General features: G+C 69.9%; 17 protein-coding genes. 4 read left to right on the forward strand and 13 right to left on the reverse strand.

All coding sequences use genetic code 11. The features are described 5' to 3' along the window. Positions 1-143 precede the first annotated feature (143 nt). Both EF879_RS28260 and EF879_RS20335 read right to left on the reverse strand, forming a co-directional pair. Positions 144-1610 carry a tetratricopeptide repeat protein gene (locus EF879_RS28260; protein WP_233604619.1) on the reverse strand — a complete coding sequence of 489 codons (1467 nt, stop codon included), beginning with the start codon at positions 1608-1610 and terminating at the stop codon, positions 144-146. A 132-nt stretch (positions 1611-1742) separates the two neighbouring features. Then, positions 1743-2321, reverse strand: a complete 579-nt coding sequence (locus EF879_RS20335; RefSeq protein ID WP_123560984.1) for a hypothetical protein — start codon at positions 2319-2321, stop codon at positions 1743-1745. Between the two features lie 319 nt (positions 2322-2640). Here EF879_RS20335 and EF879_RS28650 point away from each other — a divergent pair, with 319 nt between their 5' ends. Further along, positions 2641-5358 carry a hypothetical protein gene (locus EF879_RS28650; protein WP_158624214.1) on the forward strand — a complete coding sequence of 906 codons (2718 nt, stop codon included), beginning with the start codon at positions 2641-2643 and terminating at the stop codon, positions 5356-5358. A gap of 719 nt (positions 5359-6077) precedes the next feature. Here EF879_RS28650 and EF879_RS20350 read toward each other — a convergent pair. The 8 genes from EF879_RS20350 to EF879_RS20385 all read right to left on the reverse strand — a co-directional run bounded on the left by EF879_RS20350 (position 6078) and on the right by EF879_RS20385 (position 10170). Then, positions 6078-6662 carry a hypothetical protein gene (locus tag EF879_RS20350; protein ID WP_233604620.1) on the reverse strand — a complete coding sequence of 195 codons (585 nt, stop codon included), beginning with the start codon at positions 6660-6662 and terminating at the stop codon, positions 6078-6080. Between the two features lie 66 nt (positions 6663-6728). After that, the gene (locus EF879_RS20360) at positions 6729-7028 is read right to left on the reverse strand and encodes a hypothetical protein (RefSeq protein ID WP_148086493.1); all 300 of its coding nucleotides are present in this window, start codon (positions 7026-7028) and stop codon (positions 6729-6731) included. 29 nt (positions 7029-7057) lie between these two features. Continuing rightward, positions 7058-7486, reverse strand: a complete 429-nt coding sequence (locus EF879_RS20365; RefSeq protein ID WP_123560993.1) for a hypothetical protein — start codon at positions 7484-7486, stop codon at positions 7058-7060. Continuing rightward, positions 7470-8123 (reverse strand): hypothetical protein, encoded by a 654-nt coding sequence (locus EF879_RS27025; RefSeq protein ID WP_148086494.1) that lies wholly within the window; start codon positions 8121-8123, stop codon positions 7470-7472. The genes EF879_RS20365 and EF879_RS27025 overlap by 17 nt, the downstream gene beginning before the upstream one ends. After that, the gene (locus tag EF879_RS20370) at positions 8120-8380 is read right to left on the reverse strand and encodes a hypothetical protein (RefSeq protein ID WP_148086495.1); all 261 of its coding nucleotides are present in this window, start codon (positions 8378-8380) and stop codon (positions 8120-8122) included. The genes EF879_RS27025 and EF879_RS20370 overlap by 4 nt, the downstream gene beginning before the upstream one ends. Before the next feature lie 515 nt (positions 8381-8895). After that, positions 8896-9114 carry a winged helix-turn-helix domain-containing protein gene (locus tag EF879_RS20375; RefSeq protein ID WP_123560997.1) on the reverse strand — a complete coding sequence of 73 codons (219 nt, stop codon included), beginning with the start codon at positions 9112-9114 and terminating at the stop codon, positions 8896-8898. A 344-nt stretch (positions 9115-9458) separates the two neighbouring features. Further along, on the reverse strand, positions 9459-9746 hold the full coding sequence (locus EF879_RS20380) for a GntR family transcriptional regulator (RefSeq protein WP_370375537.1): 288 nt from the start codon (positions 9744-9746) through the stop codon (positions 9459-9461). A 247-nt stretch (positions 9747-9993) separates the two neighbouring features. Continuing rightward, positions 9994-10170, reverse strand: a complete 177-nt coding sequence (locus EF879_RS20385; protein WP_123560999.1) for an AlpA family transcriptional regulator — start codon at positions 10168-10170, stop codon at positions 9994-9996. A 785-nt stretch (positions 10171-10955) separates the two neighbouring features. Between EF879_RS20385 and EF879_RS28280 the strand changes: the two genes are divergently transcribed. From EF879_RS28280 to EF879_RS20400, 3 genes are read left to right on the forward strand one after another with little or no spacing between them, the layout of a single operon-like run. Next, the gene (locus EF879_RS28280) at positions 10956-11189 is read left to right on the forward strand and encodes a DivIVA domain-containing protein (RefSeq protein ID WP_255420930.1); all 234 of its coding nucleotides are present in this window, start codon (positions 10956-10958) and stop codon (positions 11187-11189) included. After that, complete coding sequence (locus EF879_RS20395) at positions 11186-11458, forward strand: hypothetical protein (protein WP_199736534.1); 273 nt, start codon at positions 11186-11188, stop codon at positions 11456-11458. The genes EF879_RS28280 and EF879_RS20395 overlap by 4 nt, the downstream gene beginning before the upstream one ends. Beyond that, positions 11455-13623: a hypothetical protein gene (locus EF879_RS20400; RefSeq protein WP_123561003.1), complete on the forward strand. Its 2169-nt coding sequence runs from the start codon at positions 11455-11457 to the stop codon at positions 13621-13623. The genes EF879_RS20395 and EF879_RS20400 overlap by 4 nt, the downstream gene beginning before the upstream one ends. 338 nt (positions 13624-13961) lie before the next feature. Here EF879_RS20400 and EF879_RS20405 read toward each other — a convergent pair whose 3' ends face one another. Genes EF879_RS20405 through EF879_RS20415 form a run of 3 tightly spaced genes read right to left on the reverse strand, consistent with a single transcriptional unit; the run spans position 13962 to position 15485 of the window. Beyond that, positions 13962-14165, reverse strand: coding sequence for a hypothetical protein (locus tag EF879_RS20405; protein WP_123561005.1), 204 nt, complete (start codon positions 14163-14165; stop codon positions 13962-13964). After that, positions 14146-15186, reverse strand: a complete 1041-nt coding sequence (locus tag EF879_RS20410) for a hypothetical protein (protein ID WP_123561007.1) — start codon at positions 15184-15186, stop codon at positions 14146-14148. Before EF879_RS20410 ends, EF879_RS20405 begins: the two co-directional genes overlap by 20 nt. After that, on the reverse strand, positions 15183-15485 hold the full coding sequence (locus EF879_RS20415) for a hypothetical protein (protein WP_123561009.1): 303 nt from the start codon (positions 15483-15485) through the stop codon (positions 15183-15185). Before EF879_RS20415 ends, EF879_RS20410 begins: the two co-directional genes overlap by 4 nt. Positions 15486-15489 lie beyond the last annotated feature (4 nt).

A 15489-nucleotide genomic window follows, 5' to 3' on the forward strand; every position in this document is an offset into this window, starting at 1 on the left:
TATGGCCCGGCTTCCACCGGCGTGTACCCGGAACGGACGGCTGTGGACAGCGTTGCCGGGAATTGTGGACAACCGCAGGCGTCAATAACATCGACGCTGCTCAGGGCCGTTACGCCGGGAGCGGAGTCGATGTCGAACCGTCATCATCGGGGGCTTGCGCCGGTGCCCCGGGTCGTGCACACGAGATCCGAGGGCGCAAATTCGTTCGTCGAATAGACGGCAACCACGCTGAAGCAGTAATCGAGCCCGGGGTTCAGCGCGTTCACCTTGAATCGGGGCGGATCGCCGGCGCTGACCCGTCCCATCGGTTGGGCCTCCTGGTTACGCCGTGCACCGGTGATCAGGAACGGCACGGTGCCGCCGCTCGGATCCGTCCAGGTGATGGTGATCGCCGTCCCCTCGTCGAGCAGTTTCACGTCGGTGGGCGGGTCGCCGGCGATGACGACCTCGTTGTCGCCGTCGTCGGCGGCCGGCGGTGGGGTGTCCCGGTCGCTGAGCACGGCGACCACCACCACGATCGCGGCGACCACCGCGGCCGCGGCCGCCACCGCCGCGGCCACCGTCGAGCCCCTGCCCGAGGAGCGTGCCGGCTCCGGGGCCGGGGTGGGGGCCGGCTGCGACGCCGGCATGGTGACCACCGGGTACGTCTCCGCTGCCGCCGCCGGCTGCGCCGAGTACGGCGGGTACGTCGCGGCCCCGGACCCGGGCGACGCGACCGCGGTTGACGGTGCACCCGGCCGGTCCGGTGAGAACGCCGTGCCACCGGACGGGAACCCGCCCCCATCCGCCGGGTGACCGGCCTCACCGGACGGGTGGCTCGGGCCGGTGGTCGGGTGGCTTCCCCCGCCGACCGGGTGGGTCGGGGCGCTGGTCGGCTGGGCTGGGCCGCTGGTCGGCACCGCCGAGGCGGGCGCGGCGGAGACCGGATTCGGCGCGGCCGAAACCGGGGTCGGGTTCGGTGCGGCGGCGGCCGGGGTCGGGCTCGGCACGGCGGAGGCCGGGCTCGGGTTCGTCGTGGCGGGAGCCGGGGCCGGCGGGACGGTCGGGGCCGCGACCGGCGCGGCCGGCGGCGTCACCGGGGTCGGCGCGGGCGGTGGCGCACCGTGGTGTGGGGCCGGGGCGACGGGCTGCGCCGGCGTCGGCGCGGGTGCCGTGAAGTCCGGGGCGCCGAGGCCGCCCGGCGCGTGCTCGCCGAGGTAGTCCCGGGCCGCCCGGACCTGCCAGTGGTCGGCGCCGAGCACCCCGGGGCCGTGGGTCGCGACCCGGGTGAAGTTGCGGCGCGCCTCGTGCCGGTTGCCCAACTCCTCGGCGACGGCGCCGAGCTCGTACGACAGGGCGAGAATCAGCGGATCGGCGTCGCCCCACCGGTGCTGACCGTCGAGCAGCGCCTCCTCCAGGACGCGCCGCGCCGCCGTCGGGTCGTCGGCCTGTCGGTGCCACTGGGCCAGCAACAACGCGGTGGAGAGGACGTCGGGATGGTCGTTCCCGTACGCGGGTCGGGCGGCGTCGAGGGCCCGGTCGAGGAGGCGGCGGGCGCCCGCGACGTCACCGGCGTCGTACTGCGCCCGGGCACGCTGCTGTACGGCGGCAAGCTGTGGAGGCTGGGACACGCCCGTCATGCTGCCTTCCCTCCGGGGTGACGCGCCAGCCGGCCCCCCACCGATCGTCGGAGCGGCCGAAACGGGGCGAGCGGGGTGCGGGGTGCTCCGCCCGCCGGGGGAGCGGAGCACCCGGCACGGTCGTCAGCGGGCCTGGAGCGCGTCCAGGGCGACCGCCATCGCGATGACCAGTCGGCGGTCGAGCTGCGGCAGGTGGATGGTGACGACGTACCGGTCCCGTAGCCCCCACTTCTTGACGACCGAGAACGCCGGCTGCCCGTTCATCGTGAAGTCGAAGTGGTAGGGCAGCCAGGAGAGCGAATCGACGAAACGGCGCAGCAGCGCGACCCACAGGCTGCGCTCCTGGCCGGTCATCTGCCCGAGCCCCGGCTGCTCCAGGTGCCAGGTGGAGCGGAGCAGGGAGGCCTTGAAGTCCTTGCGGAAAAGGCCGATCGGGTTGCCGGCGGCGTCCGTCACGTCGTACGTCGCGCCGAGGTCGATCACCTGACGCGCCTTGAAGCCGAGCACCGGCTGCTGCTTGGTGTCGTCGGTGTAGAGGGTCACCTGCTCCTTGAAGGCCAGTCGCTTCTGCTGGGCGAAGGCCAGCAGCTCGCCCTCGGAGCCGTCCGGGTTGACGGCGTGGACCTCGTACTGGTTGACCATCAGCCGGACCCGCTGCCGGATGTGGAGCTGGCTCTGGGCCTGGAGCACGTCAGGTTGCATATTCGGGGGTTCCTTCTGTCTCGGGGCGGGCGCGCCGCGCGGCGCCGGACCCGCCCTGGGGAATGTTGTCCGTTGACGCAGCTAGTGGAGTCTGGCACAGGACCACGACATCCGGGGTCCCGTCGACTCCGCGGAGCCGGCGGTGCCGGCGGGGTCTTGACAGGGCGCGAGGACGGTCGATAGCTTCGGCACCAGCGGCGATCTTGAAACGATTCATAAACGGTCTCCCCATCCATCGGCGGCCCCGCCCGTCGCACCGTCCGACCCGGGCCACCACCGAGGGCCCCGCCCTGGCCCGCACCTCTGGGAGGAAGCACCGATGCGCCATGTCCCACGCCCCGGCCCGCACCGCCGGGGCAGACCGTCCACCCGCACCATCGCACTCCTCGCCGCCGTACCCCTGGCGATCGCGGGGTTGCCGGTCCCGTCCGCCCCCGCCGCCGGGGCCCCGTCCGGCACCACGCACCGGCCGGTGCGGCGTCAGCTCGAACACCTCGACCGGGGTCTGGTCGCGGTGAAGGTCCCCGAGGGCGTCTACCTGAGCTGGCGCTTCCTCGGCGACGAACCGGACGACGTCCGGTACCGGATCTACCGGAACGGCAGGCTGCTCACCACCGTCTCCGACAGCAGCAACTACACCGACCCCACCGGCACCGCCACCTCGACGTACCGGGTCGCGGCGATCGTCGACGGGGTGACCCGGCCGCTGTCGGACCCGGTCACGCCGCTGGCCCAGCAGTACCGGGACATCCCGCTGAAGCGGCCGGCGCCCGCGCCGTACCCGCTGGTCGAGACGTACCCGACGACCACCACCGGCAAGCAGTTCGAGCCGGTCGACATGAACCTGCTGCGGCGGATCCGGGAGGCGTACGCCAACCGGCACGGTCTCACCAGGGCCGAGTTCGCCGCGCTGATCGCCCCGTTCCGGACGTACTTCAACGACCCCGACTGGGCCCCGCGCGCCCCCTTCGCGACGAAGGCCACCCACGTCGGCGGCGGCCGCTACCGGATCAGCGACCGGCTCTTCTCCGAGCTGAACCAGGCCTTCAGCCGGTACGTCGCCGAGCTCGACCGCGGCCCCCGACTGCCCTGGGCCCGCAACGCGGACGGCTCGATCCGGACCGTGATGGCCCAGTACACCCCCGGCGACGCCACCGTCGGCGACCTCGACGGTGACGGCGGGTACGAGCTGATCCTCAAGTGGGACCCGGAGGGGGCGAAGGACTCCTCGCAGTCGGGCTTCACCGCCCCGGCGATCATCGACGCGTACGAGCTCGACGGCACGCTGCTGTGGCGGATCAACGTCGGCTACAACATCCGGGCCGGCGCGCACGACACCCAGCTCACGGTCGCGGACTTCGACGGCGACGGCGGGGCCGAACTGATCATGAAGACGGCGGACGGCACCACCAGCGGCACCGTCGCCGCCGACGGGACGTACCGGCCCCGGGACGTGATCGGACGGAAGCAGGCCACCGCCGAGAGGTTCGCCCGCTACTTCGCGACCGGGGACGAGGCCGCGCTCGACCGGTACTACGACGCGATGAACGGCTACAACGTGAGCTGGATCCTCCCCGGTGGCAACACCCCGCCGGAGGAGAACGTCCGGCAGTGGGGCAAGGTCTACACGTACGGGCCGATCGGCACCAGCAACGAGTACCTGACCGCCTTCGACGGCGCCACCGGCCGGGTCATCGACACCGTCGACTACCCCTTCCCGTACGGCCCGCCGGCCTGGGGCGCCGCGCCCGTCGACCACCGGGGCGCCAGCTTCGAGGGGGCGGTCCGGGACGGCCCCGGCCCCGGCGAGCAGGTGCCGGTCGACCCGAGCGAGGTGCCCGACCCGTACTGGACCGACCCGAAGACCCGCTGGGGCTACTACCCGTGGGGCGACCACCAGGGCAACCGGGCCAACCGGTTCCTGACCTCGGTGGCGTACCTGGACGGCAGGCGGCCCAGCGCCATCATGGCGCGCGGCTACTACGCCCGGACCACACTGGCCGCGTACACCCTGGAGAACGGGAGGCTGGTGCTCGGCCCGACCTTCGACTCGGCGCGGCTGCCCGATCCGCACCTGGCCGAGGACCGGGGCATGCACTCGCTGATGACCTCCGACATCGACAACGACGGCCGGGACGAGATCGTCTACGGGGCGATGATCCTGGACGAGAGGCTGCGGCTGTCGACGGTGGCCGGGACCTGGTTCCCGTACCCGGTGCCGCCGGTCAACGTCGACCTGACCCCGCAGATCAAGTCACCGGACGCCGACGACCGTTACATCCACCTGGCGCACGGCGACGCGTACCACGTCGGCGACCTCGACCCGGAGCGGCCCGGCACCGAGGTCTTCCTGGTGCAGGAGCAGGCCGCCGGGCTCGACTCGGTCGGCCGGGACGGCCGGACCGGGCTCGGCTACCGGCCGGGTGCGGCCGTGTACGACCCGGAGACCGGCGAGGTGACGGCCGCGATGTACGCCGGTGGCGACAACGAGCGGGGCGCCGCCGGCAACATCGACCCGAACAATCCCGGGGCGGAATACTGGACCGGCGGCAACGTCTACAGCGCGGTCACCGGCGAGAAGCTCTACGCCTCCGGCAACCTGCCGGCCAACTTCCTCGTCTACTGGGACGGCGACCTGACCCGGGAGCTGCTCACCGACAACGTCATCTCCAAGGCCCGGACCGACTACTCCACCCGGCCGGCGAGGGTCGACAAGATTGACCTGCTGGTCGCGCCCGGCGCCTCGGCGGTCCGGGACGGCGGCAAGGGCAGCCCGATCATCTCCGCCGACCTCTACGGCGACTGGCGCGAGGAGGTCGTCTGGCGGATCGGCACCGACACCCTGCGGATCTACACCACCGTCATCCCGACCGAGTACAAGATCCGTACGTTGATGCACGACCCGCAGTACCGCAACCAGGTCGCGTCGGAGAACGTGGTCTACAACCAGCCGCCGCACCCGAGTTTCTTCCTCGACCCGGCGTACCCGCTGCCGGCGCAGCGGACCGACATCGACGTCTCGGACCGGCGGCGATAGCGACACATCCGGTCCCTGACCCGAATCCCGGCCCGGTCGCCACATGGCGGCCGGGCCGGACCGTTCGGTGCGGTCGTCATCCGGCTGACTCTCCGGCACACCTCTGAGGGCCTGGTGCTGGTCGAACTGTGGCGACGTGTCAGCGGGTGGTGACGCTTCCGCCACGCACGCTGCGAACGGTTCGGATGTCCGCTGCCGGGGTTAGCGGGAGTAATCCGGACATGATGCTGCGATCCCTCCAGGGGTGATGAGCGACCCGAGTCTTAAGTCGCAGGTCAGGGCTGCTTTTGGCGTCTGGGTTCGGGCTAGTTTTGCAGCGGTCCGGCGGTTGTGCGTCTGTGCTGGTCAGAGCACCCGATCGGGGTGGGGATCGTCTGGGGCTGGATGCCGCCCCGCTCGGGCCGCAGGGCAGCGGTGCCAGCCCTACCCACAGCCCAACTCGCAAGCTCAAGCGCGTGGGTGTCGCGCTGCTGTGTGCCGCCGCGTTGAAAAAGCCGCTCGGTCGTCAGGGAGACCAGGCGGGCGGCCTGTTGCTGTGTCGACACGCGGACGCGTCGCGACCGATTGGCGTAGCCGAGGTGCTGCGCCGGATCTGGGAGAGGCTTCGGCCAGCCACAACCTGCGGTCACGCGTAGGGGCGTGCGAATGGTCGATGAGGTGGGCGTGATTTGCTCGACGGCGACCGGGGGTCCTGGTGGAGCGGGCGTTGTGTGGGCTCGTCACAGGTGAGCGACGATGTCTCCGGCGGCGTTGCGTCCGATGACGGCGGTGATGTCGGAGAGTTTCATGCCGTCGCGGTCGGGGCCGCTGCGGGGAAGCCAGACCGCGTACGCGCCGACCTGGCGACCGCGGGTCGCGGGCAGCGGGTGAACCGATCCTGTGGCGGTCTGGCCGAACATGGTCACGGAGACACTGGTGATGTCGCCGCGGGTCGATCCGACCAGGATGATTTCGTCCGACCCCGGGTCCCAGGGTACGAGGTAGGGCAGTGGTTTGGCCGGCAGCAGCGGTGGACCGATTTCGTCCAGAGCGGAGGGCGCCGGATCGCAGAAGATGCTCTCGTTCTTCTTGCCGTCCACCCACCTGTCGCCAGCGCGGGCCGCGCGTACGCAGAACATGTCCTCTGCCAGCCAGGCGGAGGTTTCCCAGCCGGGAACGCGCGTGTCCAGTACGACCGGCTGGCCGAGAGTCGGTGGGTGGGGCCAGGACGCCGACGGCTTGGGGGCGGACGAACCAAAATTGATCGTGCAGCCTGAGACGACGAGCAGGCCAGCAGCGAGGATGGCGAACATGCGTTTACGCATGTTCGCCATCCTCGACGACGAAGCCGCCTGAGCCCGCACCATTGGTTCAGAGGTTTCGAAGGTTGGTTAGCGGAGAGCCCTGACCTCGCTCAGCATACGCGCGCGATGCGCGGCGATGTTGGATTCATCGAGGTCGGTACGGCTGCGCCGTACGTCCCGCCGGTTCTTCGCCATCAGGCCTGCCTGGCCGTTAGCTGCTTCCTGTTCAGGGAGGTCGATACTGGCGGCCACCTGTTCAGCCGTCTCCGGATCCAGACCCAGCAACCACCGCTCGACCTTCCCCGTCAGGTTCACGCTCCATGGCATTTCCCGATCGGTGTACGGATCCCCTGAAGGTGGAGGCGCCTTCCGGTGGCTGATCACCATGCCGCCGAGCGGCTACCCGTAGCACATACTCAAGGGCGGTCTGCCAACTCCGCTGCTTCGGCGAGGAGGGCGTCAAGCTGTTCGTCGGTGACTGACGCGTCAGTCAAGACCTTGTAGATGACGGCGGCCTGAATCTTGCCGATCATGTTTGGCTCGATATCGTAGTCGAAGTCTGGATCGAGATTCGCCTTGATCAGAGCCTCTGCGTCCTCGGCGCTGATGTCAGGGCCGCCGTTCGCGAGATCGGCGCGCAAATCTGCCACGAATTTAATCACTTCCGCAGGTGAGGCGTTCTCCCCGAAACGTCGATCAACGGCCAGGAAGAACAACGATGCGAGGAATCGAGGGAAGCCGTCCCACCCTTCGGCGTCGAGCTGCGCTTGAATTCTGTCGTGCGCCTCGTTGTCTCCGCGTACCAGGGTCCGAATGTATTCGGTGAGCTCAGGATTGATCGTCATCTTCTCTCTTTCGCTCTCGTTGCTTCCTGATGTGGTTCCATGCAGCCTTGGCTGCTACGGCGACCGCGCCGGTTGCCATGATGGCGGCCGTAATCGGATTGTCGACCTGGGGACGATCCTGAGGTGGAGGCGGTTTTGGCGGGCTGGTTCCGGCGGAGGTTGTACCTGGGTTCTGCTGCTGCCTGAAGTAGCTGAAGACGGCCTTCCCGCCATCCTCCACCTGCTTCAGGGTGGACTCGGTGTCCTCGGCCTTCTTCACCTGCTTACGCCAGATGATGTCTGCTTTACGTCCTCGTCGCTCGGCTTCGCTAAGGAGGCGTTCGCCGGACGGCATCTCCGCGTCGGAGACGTCTGAGTCATTCGCGGAGCCCGGGGCAATTTTGTTGAGATATTTTGTAAGGTGGGATCGCGCTTCGTTGAGTAGTCGAGCCGCCCTGGCTGCCTTGTCGCTTGCCGTACGGATATCGGTGATGGCTTCTCGGATTTGTGGATGTTCGGTACCCGACCCGGCCTCAGAGTAGCGTCCATGGGCATGTTCGGCGTCTGCTTGAGCACGCATGGTGGTGACTGCGGCGGCAGCGAGGCGTTCACGCACCTGGAGAAGTTGGGCGACGATGTCGGCGACGGAAGCGGTCATCCGATCGTGCCAAGGTAGGTGTTTGCGTGTTCAATGGCGGCGTCGATTCGGCGGTTCGTCAACTCGATCTCGCGACTGAACCCTTCAAGGATCTTGATTCCGGCCTGTGCATCTTCATCCTGGCTGTCGTGGATGGTGACTTGGGCGAGCTCTTTAACGGCGGCAATCTCGGCGTCTACCTGCTCCAAGATCGTTTTTGCTGATCTTGCGTTCTGGTTGCCGTCCTGGATGGTGCGCTTGACCTCGTTGAGGCTCACCGTGTTGCCTCTCGACTGAACCACGACGCTGACAGACCTGCCCATTGCGGCGGCGCCGTCTCGACCGGTGGTGCTGGTTGCTGCTAGGTCGTGCTCGCCCTGTTCGGCGTCTTGTAGGGCGTCGGTGACCTAGGGCTGGCCGTTGCGGCGGGCGAACTTTTGGAGGCTGGTGCGAGGCTGCTGGGTAGTGGAGTGGACCTGGTGCGGCTTGTCGCGCTTGCGCTTCGCCGGAGCGCCGTCCTGGCCTTCTCGATGCTGGCCAACCCATCCTCCAACTGGCGGTCGCGGGAAGACGCATGATCGTGCGGATCCACGTCCCGGGCGTGGTTCCGGAGCTGCGGTCGACTGAACCCTATCCAAGTTGGGCAAGCGGTGCCGCCCTGGTTGCCCGCGCAAGGCATCGGGTCGGTCGGCAGCCAGAAGAGGCCCAACCCGTGCAAGATCCGAGGTCTTGGGCTGGGTGGCTGCGACCATGACGATTTTCCGTTCAAGATCTCGGATCTTGTGGCTGGCAGCTACTTGGGCTCGGCCACGAAGACGCCCTTGCCCTGATGGCCGTAGACGAGCCCTTCAGCCTTGAGGATGACGATCGCCATGTGGACGGCGTTGTTGCCAACCCCGTACTTGGCCTGAAGTTGAGTAATGGAGGGCAGCTTGTCGCCCGGACCGAGCACGCCAGACTTGATCTGGTTGCGCAGGTCGTCAGCGACACGCTGGTAGTTCGGCGTGACCATGTGTTTCGTCTCCCTGGGTAGCACGCCGATTCGATCACGCAAAGTCGCAAGCTTCAACTACTTGTACTCATCGCGGGTACCGCGATATGTTCTGCCCCGGGTGATCCCTGGGTAGCACTTTGTGATCATCCTCCATCTGGGCCGGTTGGCTTATCCAAGCTGTCCGTCCCAACCCCTGTTACGTCCTGCTGTCGTACTCGTCGATGCGGCCTGTGTCTTCTGGTGCTGGGCCGCCAGTCCAATGCCCTGACGGGGAAGGTCACTGAGCTGTGTGCGGATGCTGTCTCGATGGGTGTCAGACCCGATCGCCGCCTGGGTGGCAGTATCGGCTGATCTGGCTGTGGCTACCGGTCGGCCCGGCGCACGTACGTGCCGCGTTGGGGCACGACGTACAGCACGCCTTGCTCGACCAGGAGGGCGATCGCCCGACGGACTGTCGCGCGAGCGATCCCGTACTGCTGGACGAGTCGCTGTTCGCTCGGGATGGCGCGGTCGGGCTGCCAGTCGCCGCGCGTGATCCGGGAGGAGAGGATCGCCGCGAGCTGCTTGAACGGCGCGAGCGGCGCGCCGTGGTCGATCTCGTCGTCCGGACCGAGTCCATGTCGGCGACGGTACGGGTCTCCAGCCCTCAGGTCCAGCTAAGCCTGCTCCTGCTCCTGATCGTCGTCCTCGGGGATGGCCCGCTGTGGTCTGCGGTGCTCGGTGATCCACCGTTCGACGTCCGACTTGAGCCAGACCGATAGGGCGGCTGGGCGGTGTTGGCGGGTGGGAGATCCGGAACGACCGGATCAGCGGTGCTTCGGTTGCGCACGGTCCGGCGCCACCGGCGCCACGGGGCTGGCCGGAGGAGGGGAGGCGCCAGACGAACTCGGCCCGGCGCTATTCGTCCAGTTCGGGGCGGTGTTCCGCGATCCAGCGTTCGACGTCCTCGGCCAGCCATACCCGTCCTTGCCGCAACTCGGCGACCGGCTCCGGGAACGAGCGACGCTGGGTCAGCTCATAGACGCGCTGCTTCGAAATCCCGCCCAGGCGTACACGAATCTCGTGCGTGCCCATGAGTCGGAGTTTCGCCACGCTTCTGAACGTAGGCTCCTTAGTCCTTGACCATTGGCAAGTTGATCGCTGGCAACCTGACTAGGGGACTTGACCTAAGGCAGGTGCTTCGGCAAGCTGAGGCGCGGGTTGCCCTGGCCCGGGCGCCCCTCATCCGGGCCAGGGCACCCATCTCCAGGTCTTGCACGGTGTCGACGCCAGAACGACTGCCGGCGCTGTGGGTGTGGTGGCCGGGAGTGGAGACAGGCCCGGGGCGGGTGCCGGGCTCCGCCCGTCGGCTATCCGGGTAGCCGGCGGGCGTCCCCGCCCGCCTCGGTGCCGCCGTACCAGGAACAAGAAGAGGAAGGGACGAGATGGCGAGGAAGAGAAGGTGGTCGTCTGATGAGTGGCCGGTGCCTCGGCGAGCGTCGGCGTCGGAGTTGCGGTTCGCGGCGCGTGCGGTGGTGGCGCATTTGCCGGAGTCGCGGGCTGCGGGTGCGCGGTGTGTGTTCGACGGTCGGGTGCATCCGTGTAAGTGGTTTCGGTGGGGGTTTCGGGTGTTGACGGCGCATGGGGTGCCGGCGGGGCGGATCAGGGATCTGCTCGGGTTGCGGGGTCCGGTGGGGTCGCGGGGTCGGCGGCGGTCTGCCGCCGGTTGACGTGCAGGTGATCGAGGAAAGGGGTGGTTGGTGGTGCGTTCTTTCGTGGGTTGGTTGGTGCGGCGGGGTGTGCCGCCGGGTCGGCGGTTGGGGTCGGTGGTGCACCGGCCGCCGTCGGTGCCGGGTCGGTTGCCGGTGTCGGGTGGTCGGGTGTTGTGGCCGTCGCAGGTGCGGTCGCAGCGGTTCCGCCTGGTGGGGTTTGGTCGGCGTGGGGTTGACCCTGAGGAGGTGGCGGCGTTTCTGGACCGGGTGGCGGGTGATCTGGCGTGGGCGTATGGGGAGGTGGCGAGTCTGCGGGAGCAGAACGCGCGGATCAAGGACGCGTTGCGAAGCTGGCAGTCCCGGCACGCGCCGACCGCCCGCGACCTGGCGGGGTACCGGTGACCGGCCGGTACGTCGTCCACGTGCCCTTCACCGCCCCGGACGAGCCCGCCGCCCGGCAGTTCGCCCGGATCGCCGCCCGGATGGTCGGCATGCTGCCCGGCGCCAACGACATGGCCGCGACCGTGTCGGAGCTGGACGACCAGCGGCTTCAGTTCCGGCTCTTCTGCGGGCGGTTCGTCGGCGGTGGCCGACGCTGCGAGCGGCCGATCGCCCATCCGCCGCCGTGCACGACGATCGAGCCGGCGCCCCCGCGGGAGGCCGTCCGATGACCGGGGAAGCCTCGGACGGGCCGCCGGTGGTGCTCTGCCCGTCGTGTGACGGGCTCGGCTTCGCCCTCGTCGCCTGCCGGTGCACCAGCGGCGGAAACCGGCTGCTAATCACCGACGACGTGGACCGGCCGGCGGGAGAGCCGTACCAGGACTGCGAGCTGTGCGACGGGGTCGGCACGGTCGGCGCACCCTGCCACAGCTGCCGGCAGTCCGGGCGGCGCCGAGCCCAGCTCGTGCTGACCGTGGCGAACGTCGACACCGGGGCGGTGGCCTCGGCGAACGTCGTACCCGGAGTGGTGGAACCGGCGCCCTGGCCCGGCGACGGGGGCGCCAGCTGGCACCTGCCGCTCGCTCCGCTGCTCCGCGAACTGGCCGCCGCGGTCGGCGCGAACTCCTGGACCGACGCCCGCCAGCCCGGTTCGCCGGACGGACCGATCGTCCTGCTGCCGCGCGACTGGCGCCCGGAACTGCCCGAGGTAGCCCGGCGGATGGCCGAGGCGACGGCACTCGCCGGGGAGTCGTTGGACGCCTGGCGCCTCTACCTGGGGCGTACCGGGGCCGCGTCGCCCCGCGACCCCGCCGCCGTGCTGGCCCGGCGGTGCCGGCTCGCCGACCTGCTCTGCCTCGACCTGGTGGTCGAGGCCCGGCGCACCGCGCTCGGCCTGACCTGGCATCTCCGCTACGAGGTCCCGGGCGGGCCGGTCCCGACCGACGCCGGGCGTGGCGCCGACAACCTCGCCAGCGCGATCGTCGACACCTCCGACCTGGACGCCTGCTACGGCCTGGCCGAACGCGGTCTGGTCGCCCCCGCCCACCACCTGGCCGCCGGCTACCAGCCCCGCCCCGACCCCCCGGCGATCGACCTCGACCTGCTCGAACGCCGGATCGTCGCCGACTGCCTCGACCTCGACACCGGCGCCCCGACCGCGGGCGCGCAGGCGATCTGGCGGGACGGCCGCTGGTGGCACACCAGCCTCCGCGCCGCCGGCACCACCGAACGGCTCAGCGAGTGGTCGACCGGCCAGATCGTCAGCCGGCGCACCCCACTCCTGCGGCGCGGCTGGGCGCCGCCGGCCCCGTCGTGGCAGGGCACCGCCGTCCCGTACGCCGCCTGCCCCGACTGCGACCCGCACAGCCGGCTCCGCCGTTGCGGCTGTCGGCCGCGGTACACCCCGGCCGACCCCCACTGCCCGAAGTGCGCCGGCACCGGCCGCGCCCCGTCGTCACTGCGCTGCGACACCTGCCACGACAGTCGCCGGCTCTACCGCGACGTGACCATCACGATCACCGACCTGACCAGCCGGGTCATCCACCTCACCTGGCGGGTCGACGCGACCGGCTGGCGGACCGGCGAGATCAGCTGGTACGTCGCCGACGCCGGCACCGTCCACGCGGGGGACCAGACCTGGCGGGCCGGCGAGCGGATCGCCGCACCGCACGTCGCCACCCACCCCGGCGGCAAGCCCCTCCACCAGCTCCCCACCCCGTTCCGGCTCGGCGAGTGGGCCCGCGCCTTCGGCGTACGTCCCGAGGACCTGACCGACCTCGACGGCGGCGGCGACATCGGCACCGGCCTGCGCACCGGCACGATCACCCTGCACCGCCCCGGGGACGATCCGCTGACCGGGTACCTGACGGAAGCCGCCCGGGGCCGCCCGGGCGCCCGGGTGTTCGTGCTCGCCCGCCGACCCGACGTGCCACCCCTGGCCGACCTGGTCCGGCTCGTCCTCGGGCTGCGCCTGGCCGTCACCGTCACCCTCGTGGACCACGTCCGCAACACCGGAGACCTGCGACTGGTCCAGGGCGAGAGCTGGGACGTCACGATCCGGCCACCCGGCGCGCCGGTCGTGCCGGCCGACCCGCCCACCCGATCCACCCCGGAGGCCGCCGTCGCGTTCTGCCTCGACTACCTTGAACTCGCCATCGCCGGCAGCGTCCCCGACGACCCGGACGCGCCGATCCCGGTGCCACAGACCCCGACCCCGGCCATCGTCGACGACCCGGTACCCCTGCTCCGTCGACTCGCCCGCCACCACGCCGGGCACCCCGTCGCCGTCCACTACGCCGGCACGACCTGCCAGGTGTGGTTGCGCGACCGCGACGGCGTACGCCACCTCGCCACCGCGCCAAGCCTCCCCGCCGCCCTCGACGCCCTCACGCTCTGACCGCGCGGTGTCGTCGGCCGTCGGGCCCGGACCCGACCGCCCGTGGCGTACCGGCGCCCCGACCGGTCCACGCTCAGCGCGGACGGTCGGGGCGCGGGTGGCGACGTCACGAGGCGGACGGAGATGGAGAGACCGGGCGCGGTGCGGACGGCGCGACCGGTGACGCGGACGGTGCTGGGGACGGGGCGGCGGGCGTCGGCCCGGTGGACGGCCGGGGGCACGCCGGCCGTACCGGGACCACCGACGCCGAGGTGTGGTGTCGGATATGCGTCGGTGCGGCGCGGTGCCCGTCCCATTGGGGGCGGACCCGCGCCGCACCGACGCCCCTGACGTTGTGGTCAGTGATCCCACTCGTCCGGCGCGGGCGCGTCCAACCCGGCCATCAGGATCTGCGAGATCAGCTCCATCCGTTCGCTGTCCGGAGCGTCGTCGTCGGCGTAGAGGCGGTCGAGCATGGGACGGACGTGGCGCAGCGGATCGTCCTCCTCGCCGACGTTCTCACCGGCGCCGCGGATGACGCCGTCATACTGCGGCTGGGTCATAACCCTGGATCCCCAAATAACGCAGCGGTGACTTGCCTACGCCCGCCGCTGCCCCGAATATCGTTGCCACCGTGGCGCGGGCGCTGACCATGGTCCAGCCCAGGTACCCGATGTACTTGATGATCTTGAGGGACTCGAAGGCGGCGGCCGCCTCACCGAGCAGTGGCGTCCCCTTCCGCCTGGCGAGCAGCACGAGCGCGGTGTCGATGGTGATCTTGATGATGTCGACGATCACCGAGGCGGTGAGCATCGCGAACCGCGCGAAGTCCTTGTAGACCCGTTCGATCGTCGAGAACCGCGGCAGCATGTCCTTGAAGACGTTGGCGAGCACCTGGAACGTCTCGTACGCCGCCTCGCTGGCCCCGCCGTCCCAGGCGTGGTCGAGCGAGGCGAGGCCCCGGTCGATGTTCTTGCCGATCCGCTCCAGCGCCTCACCGATGTTGCGCCACGCCCCGGCGGCCTTGCTGTACGCCTGCCAGTTGCCCGAGAAGAACTCGGCGAACTTCTCTAACGGGTTGACGCCGGTCAGCTCCTGGATGTAGTTGACCACGGCCCCGCTGACGCTGATCGTGTCACCGATCTTGTCGAGAATCTTGGTCGGGTCGTTGTACTCCGTGTAGCTCGGGGTGCCCTTGAGCACGTCGAGCGGGTTCATGTAGTCGGCGAAGCCGGTGTGGCTCGCCTCCCAGCTCTCCCGCGTCCATACCTTGTTGTAGTGCTCCATCTCGAGCCGAGCCATGGCCCGCTGGTCACTGCTGTCGTACGCCTTGGCGACCTTCTCCAACTCGGCGGCGGAGCCGCGCAGCGCCCGGCCCAACTGGGTGATCAGGTGCTCGGCGTCGGCGAAGATCCGGTCGTGGAAGTTCAGCGCCTTGGCCAGCAGCCCTTCCGCGTTGACCGCCTGCATCTCCGTGCCGCACCACTGCCGCATGTACGCCAGCACCGCGTCGTTGTGCTCGGCGTTGCGCTTCAGCAGTGCGGCGTATCCGCGCAGGTCGGCGGTCCTGACCTTGACCGTCACAGGCCCTCCTCCCTCCGCGCATGTGCGATGGCCTCCCGCCCCTCGGCGGAGAGCCGCTCGCGTTCGTCGTCGGACAGGCGGTGCCACCACGCCGCCAACGACTCCGCCCGCTGGGCGAACACCTCGCCGTACACGCTGGACGAGGCCGCCTCGTAGAGCGTGATGTTGCCGGCCAGCACGTCCCGGGCCATGTCCCGGGCCAGCGGATCGCTCGGATCGTTGGCCTGCTCCTCCAGGGCCCTGCGCAGCTGCCGCTCCTGAAAAGGGTCGCGCAGGCTTCTCAGCAGTGGCCTATCCACGGCC

It is taken from the genome of Micromonospora sp. HM5-17 (genome assembly GCF_003762835.1).
Lineage (GTDB): Bacteria > Actinomycetota > Actinomycetes > Mycobacteriales > Micromonosporaceae > Plantactinospora.

Bases quoted from the DNA above. Each gene is read 5' to 3' on its own strand.
- EF879_RS20335 (WP_123560984.1), bottom strand. From the start codon at position 2,321: ATGCAACCTGACGTGCTCCAGGCCCAGAGCCAGCTCCACATCCGGCAG.
- EF879_RS28650 (WP_158624214.1), top strand. From the start codon at position 2,641: ATGCGCCATGTCCCACGCCCCGGCCCGCACCGCCGGGGCAGACCGTCC.
- EF879_RS20350 (WP_233604620.1), bottom strand. From the start codon at position 6,662: ATGCGTAAACGCATGTTCGCCATCCTCGCTGCTGGCCTGCTCGTCGTC.
- EF879_RS20360 (WP_148086493.1), bottom strand. From the start codon at position 7,028: ATGGTGATCAGCCACCGGAAGGCGCCTCCACCTTCAGGGGATCCGTAC.
- EF879_RS20365 (WP_123560993.1), bottom strand. From the start codon at position 7,486: ATGACGATCAATCCTGAGCTCACCGAATACATTCGGACCCTGGTACGC.
- EF879_RS27025 (WP_148086494.1), bottom strand. From the start codon at position 8,123: ATGACCGCTTCCGTCGCCGACATCGTCGCCCAACTTCTCCAGGTGCGT.
- EF879_RS20375 (WP_123560997.1), bottom strand. From the start codon at position 9,114: ATGGTCACGCCGAACTACCAGCGTGTCGCTGACGACCTGCGCAACCAG.
- EF879_RS20385 (WP_123560999.1), bottom strand. From the start codon at position 10,170: ATGGGCACGCACGAGATTCGTGTACGCCTGGGCGGGATTTCGAAGCAG.
- EF879_RS20400 (WP_123561003.1), top strand. From the start codon at position 11,455: ATGACCGGGGAAGCCTCGGACGGGCCGCCGGTGGTGCTCTGCCCGTCG.
- EF879_RS20405 (WP_123561005.1), bottom strand. From the start codon at position 14,165: ATGACCCAGCCGCAGTATGACGGCGTCATCCGCGGCGCCGGTGAGAAC.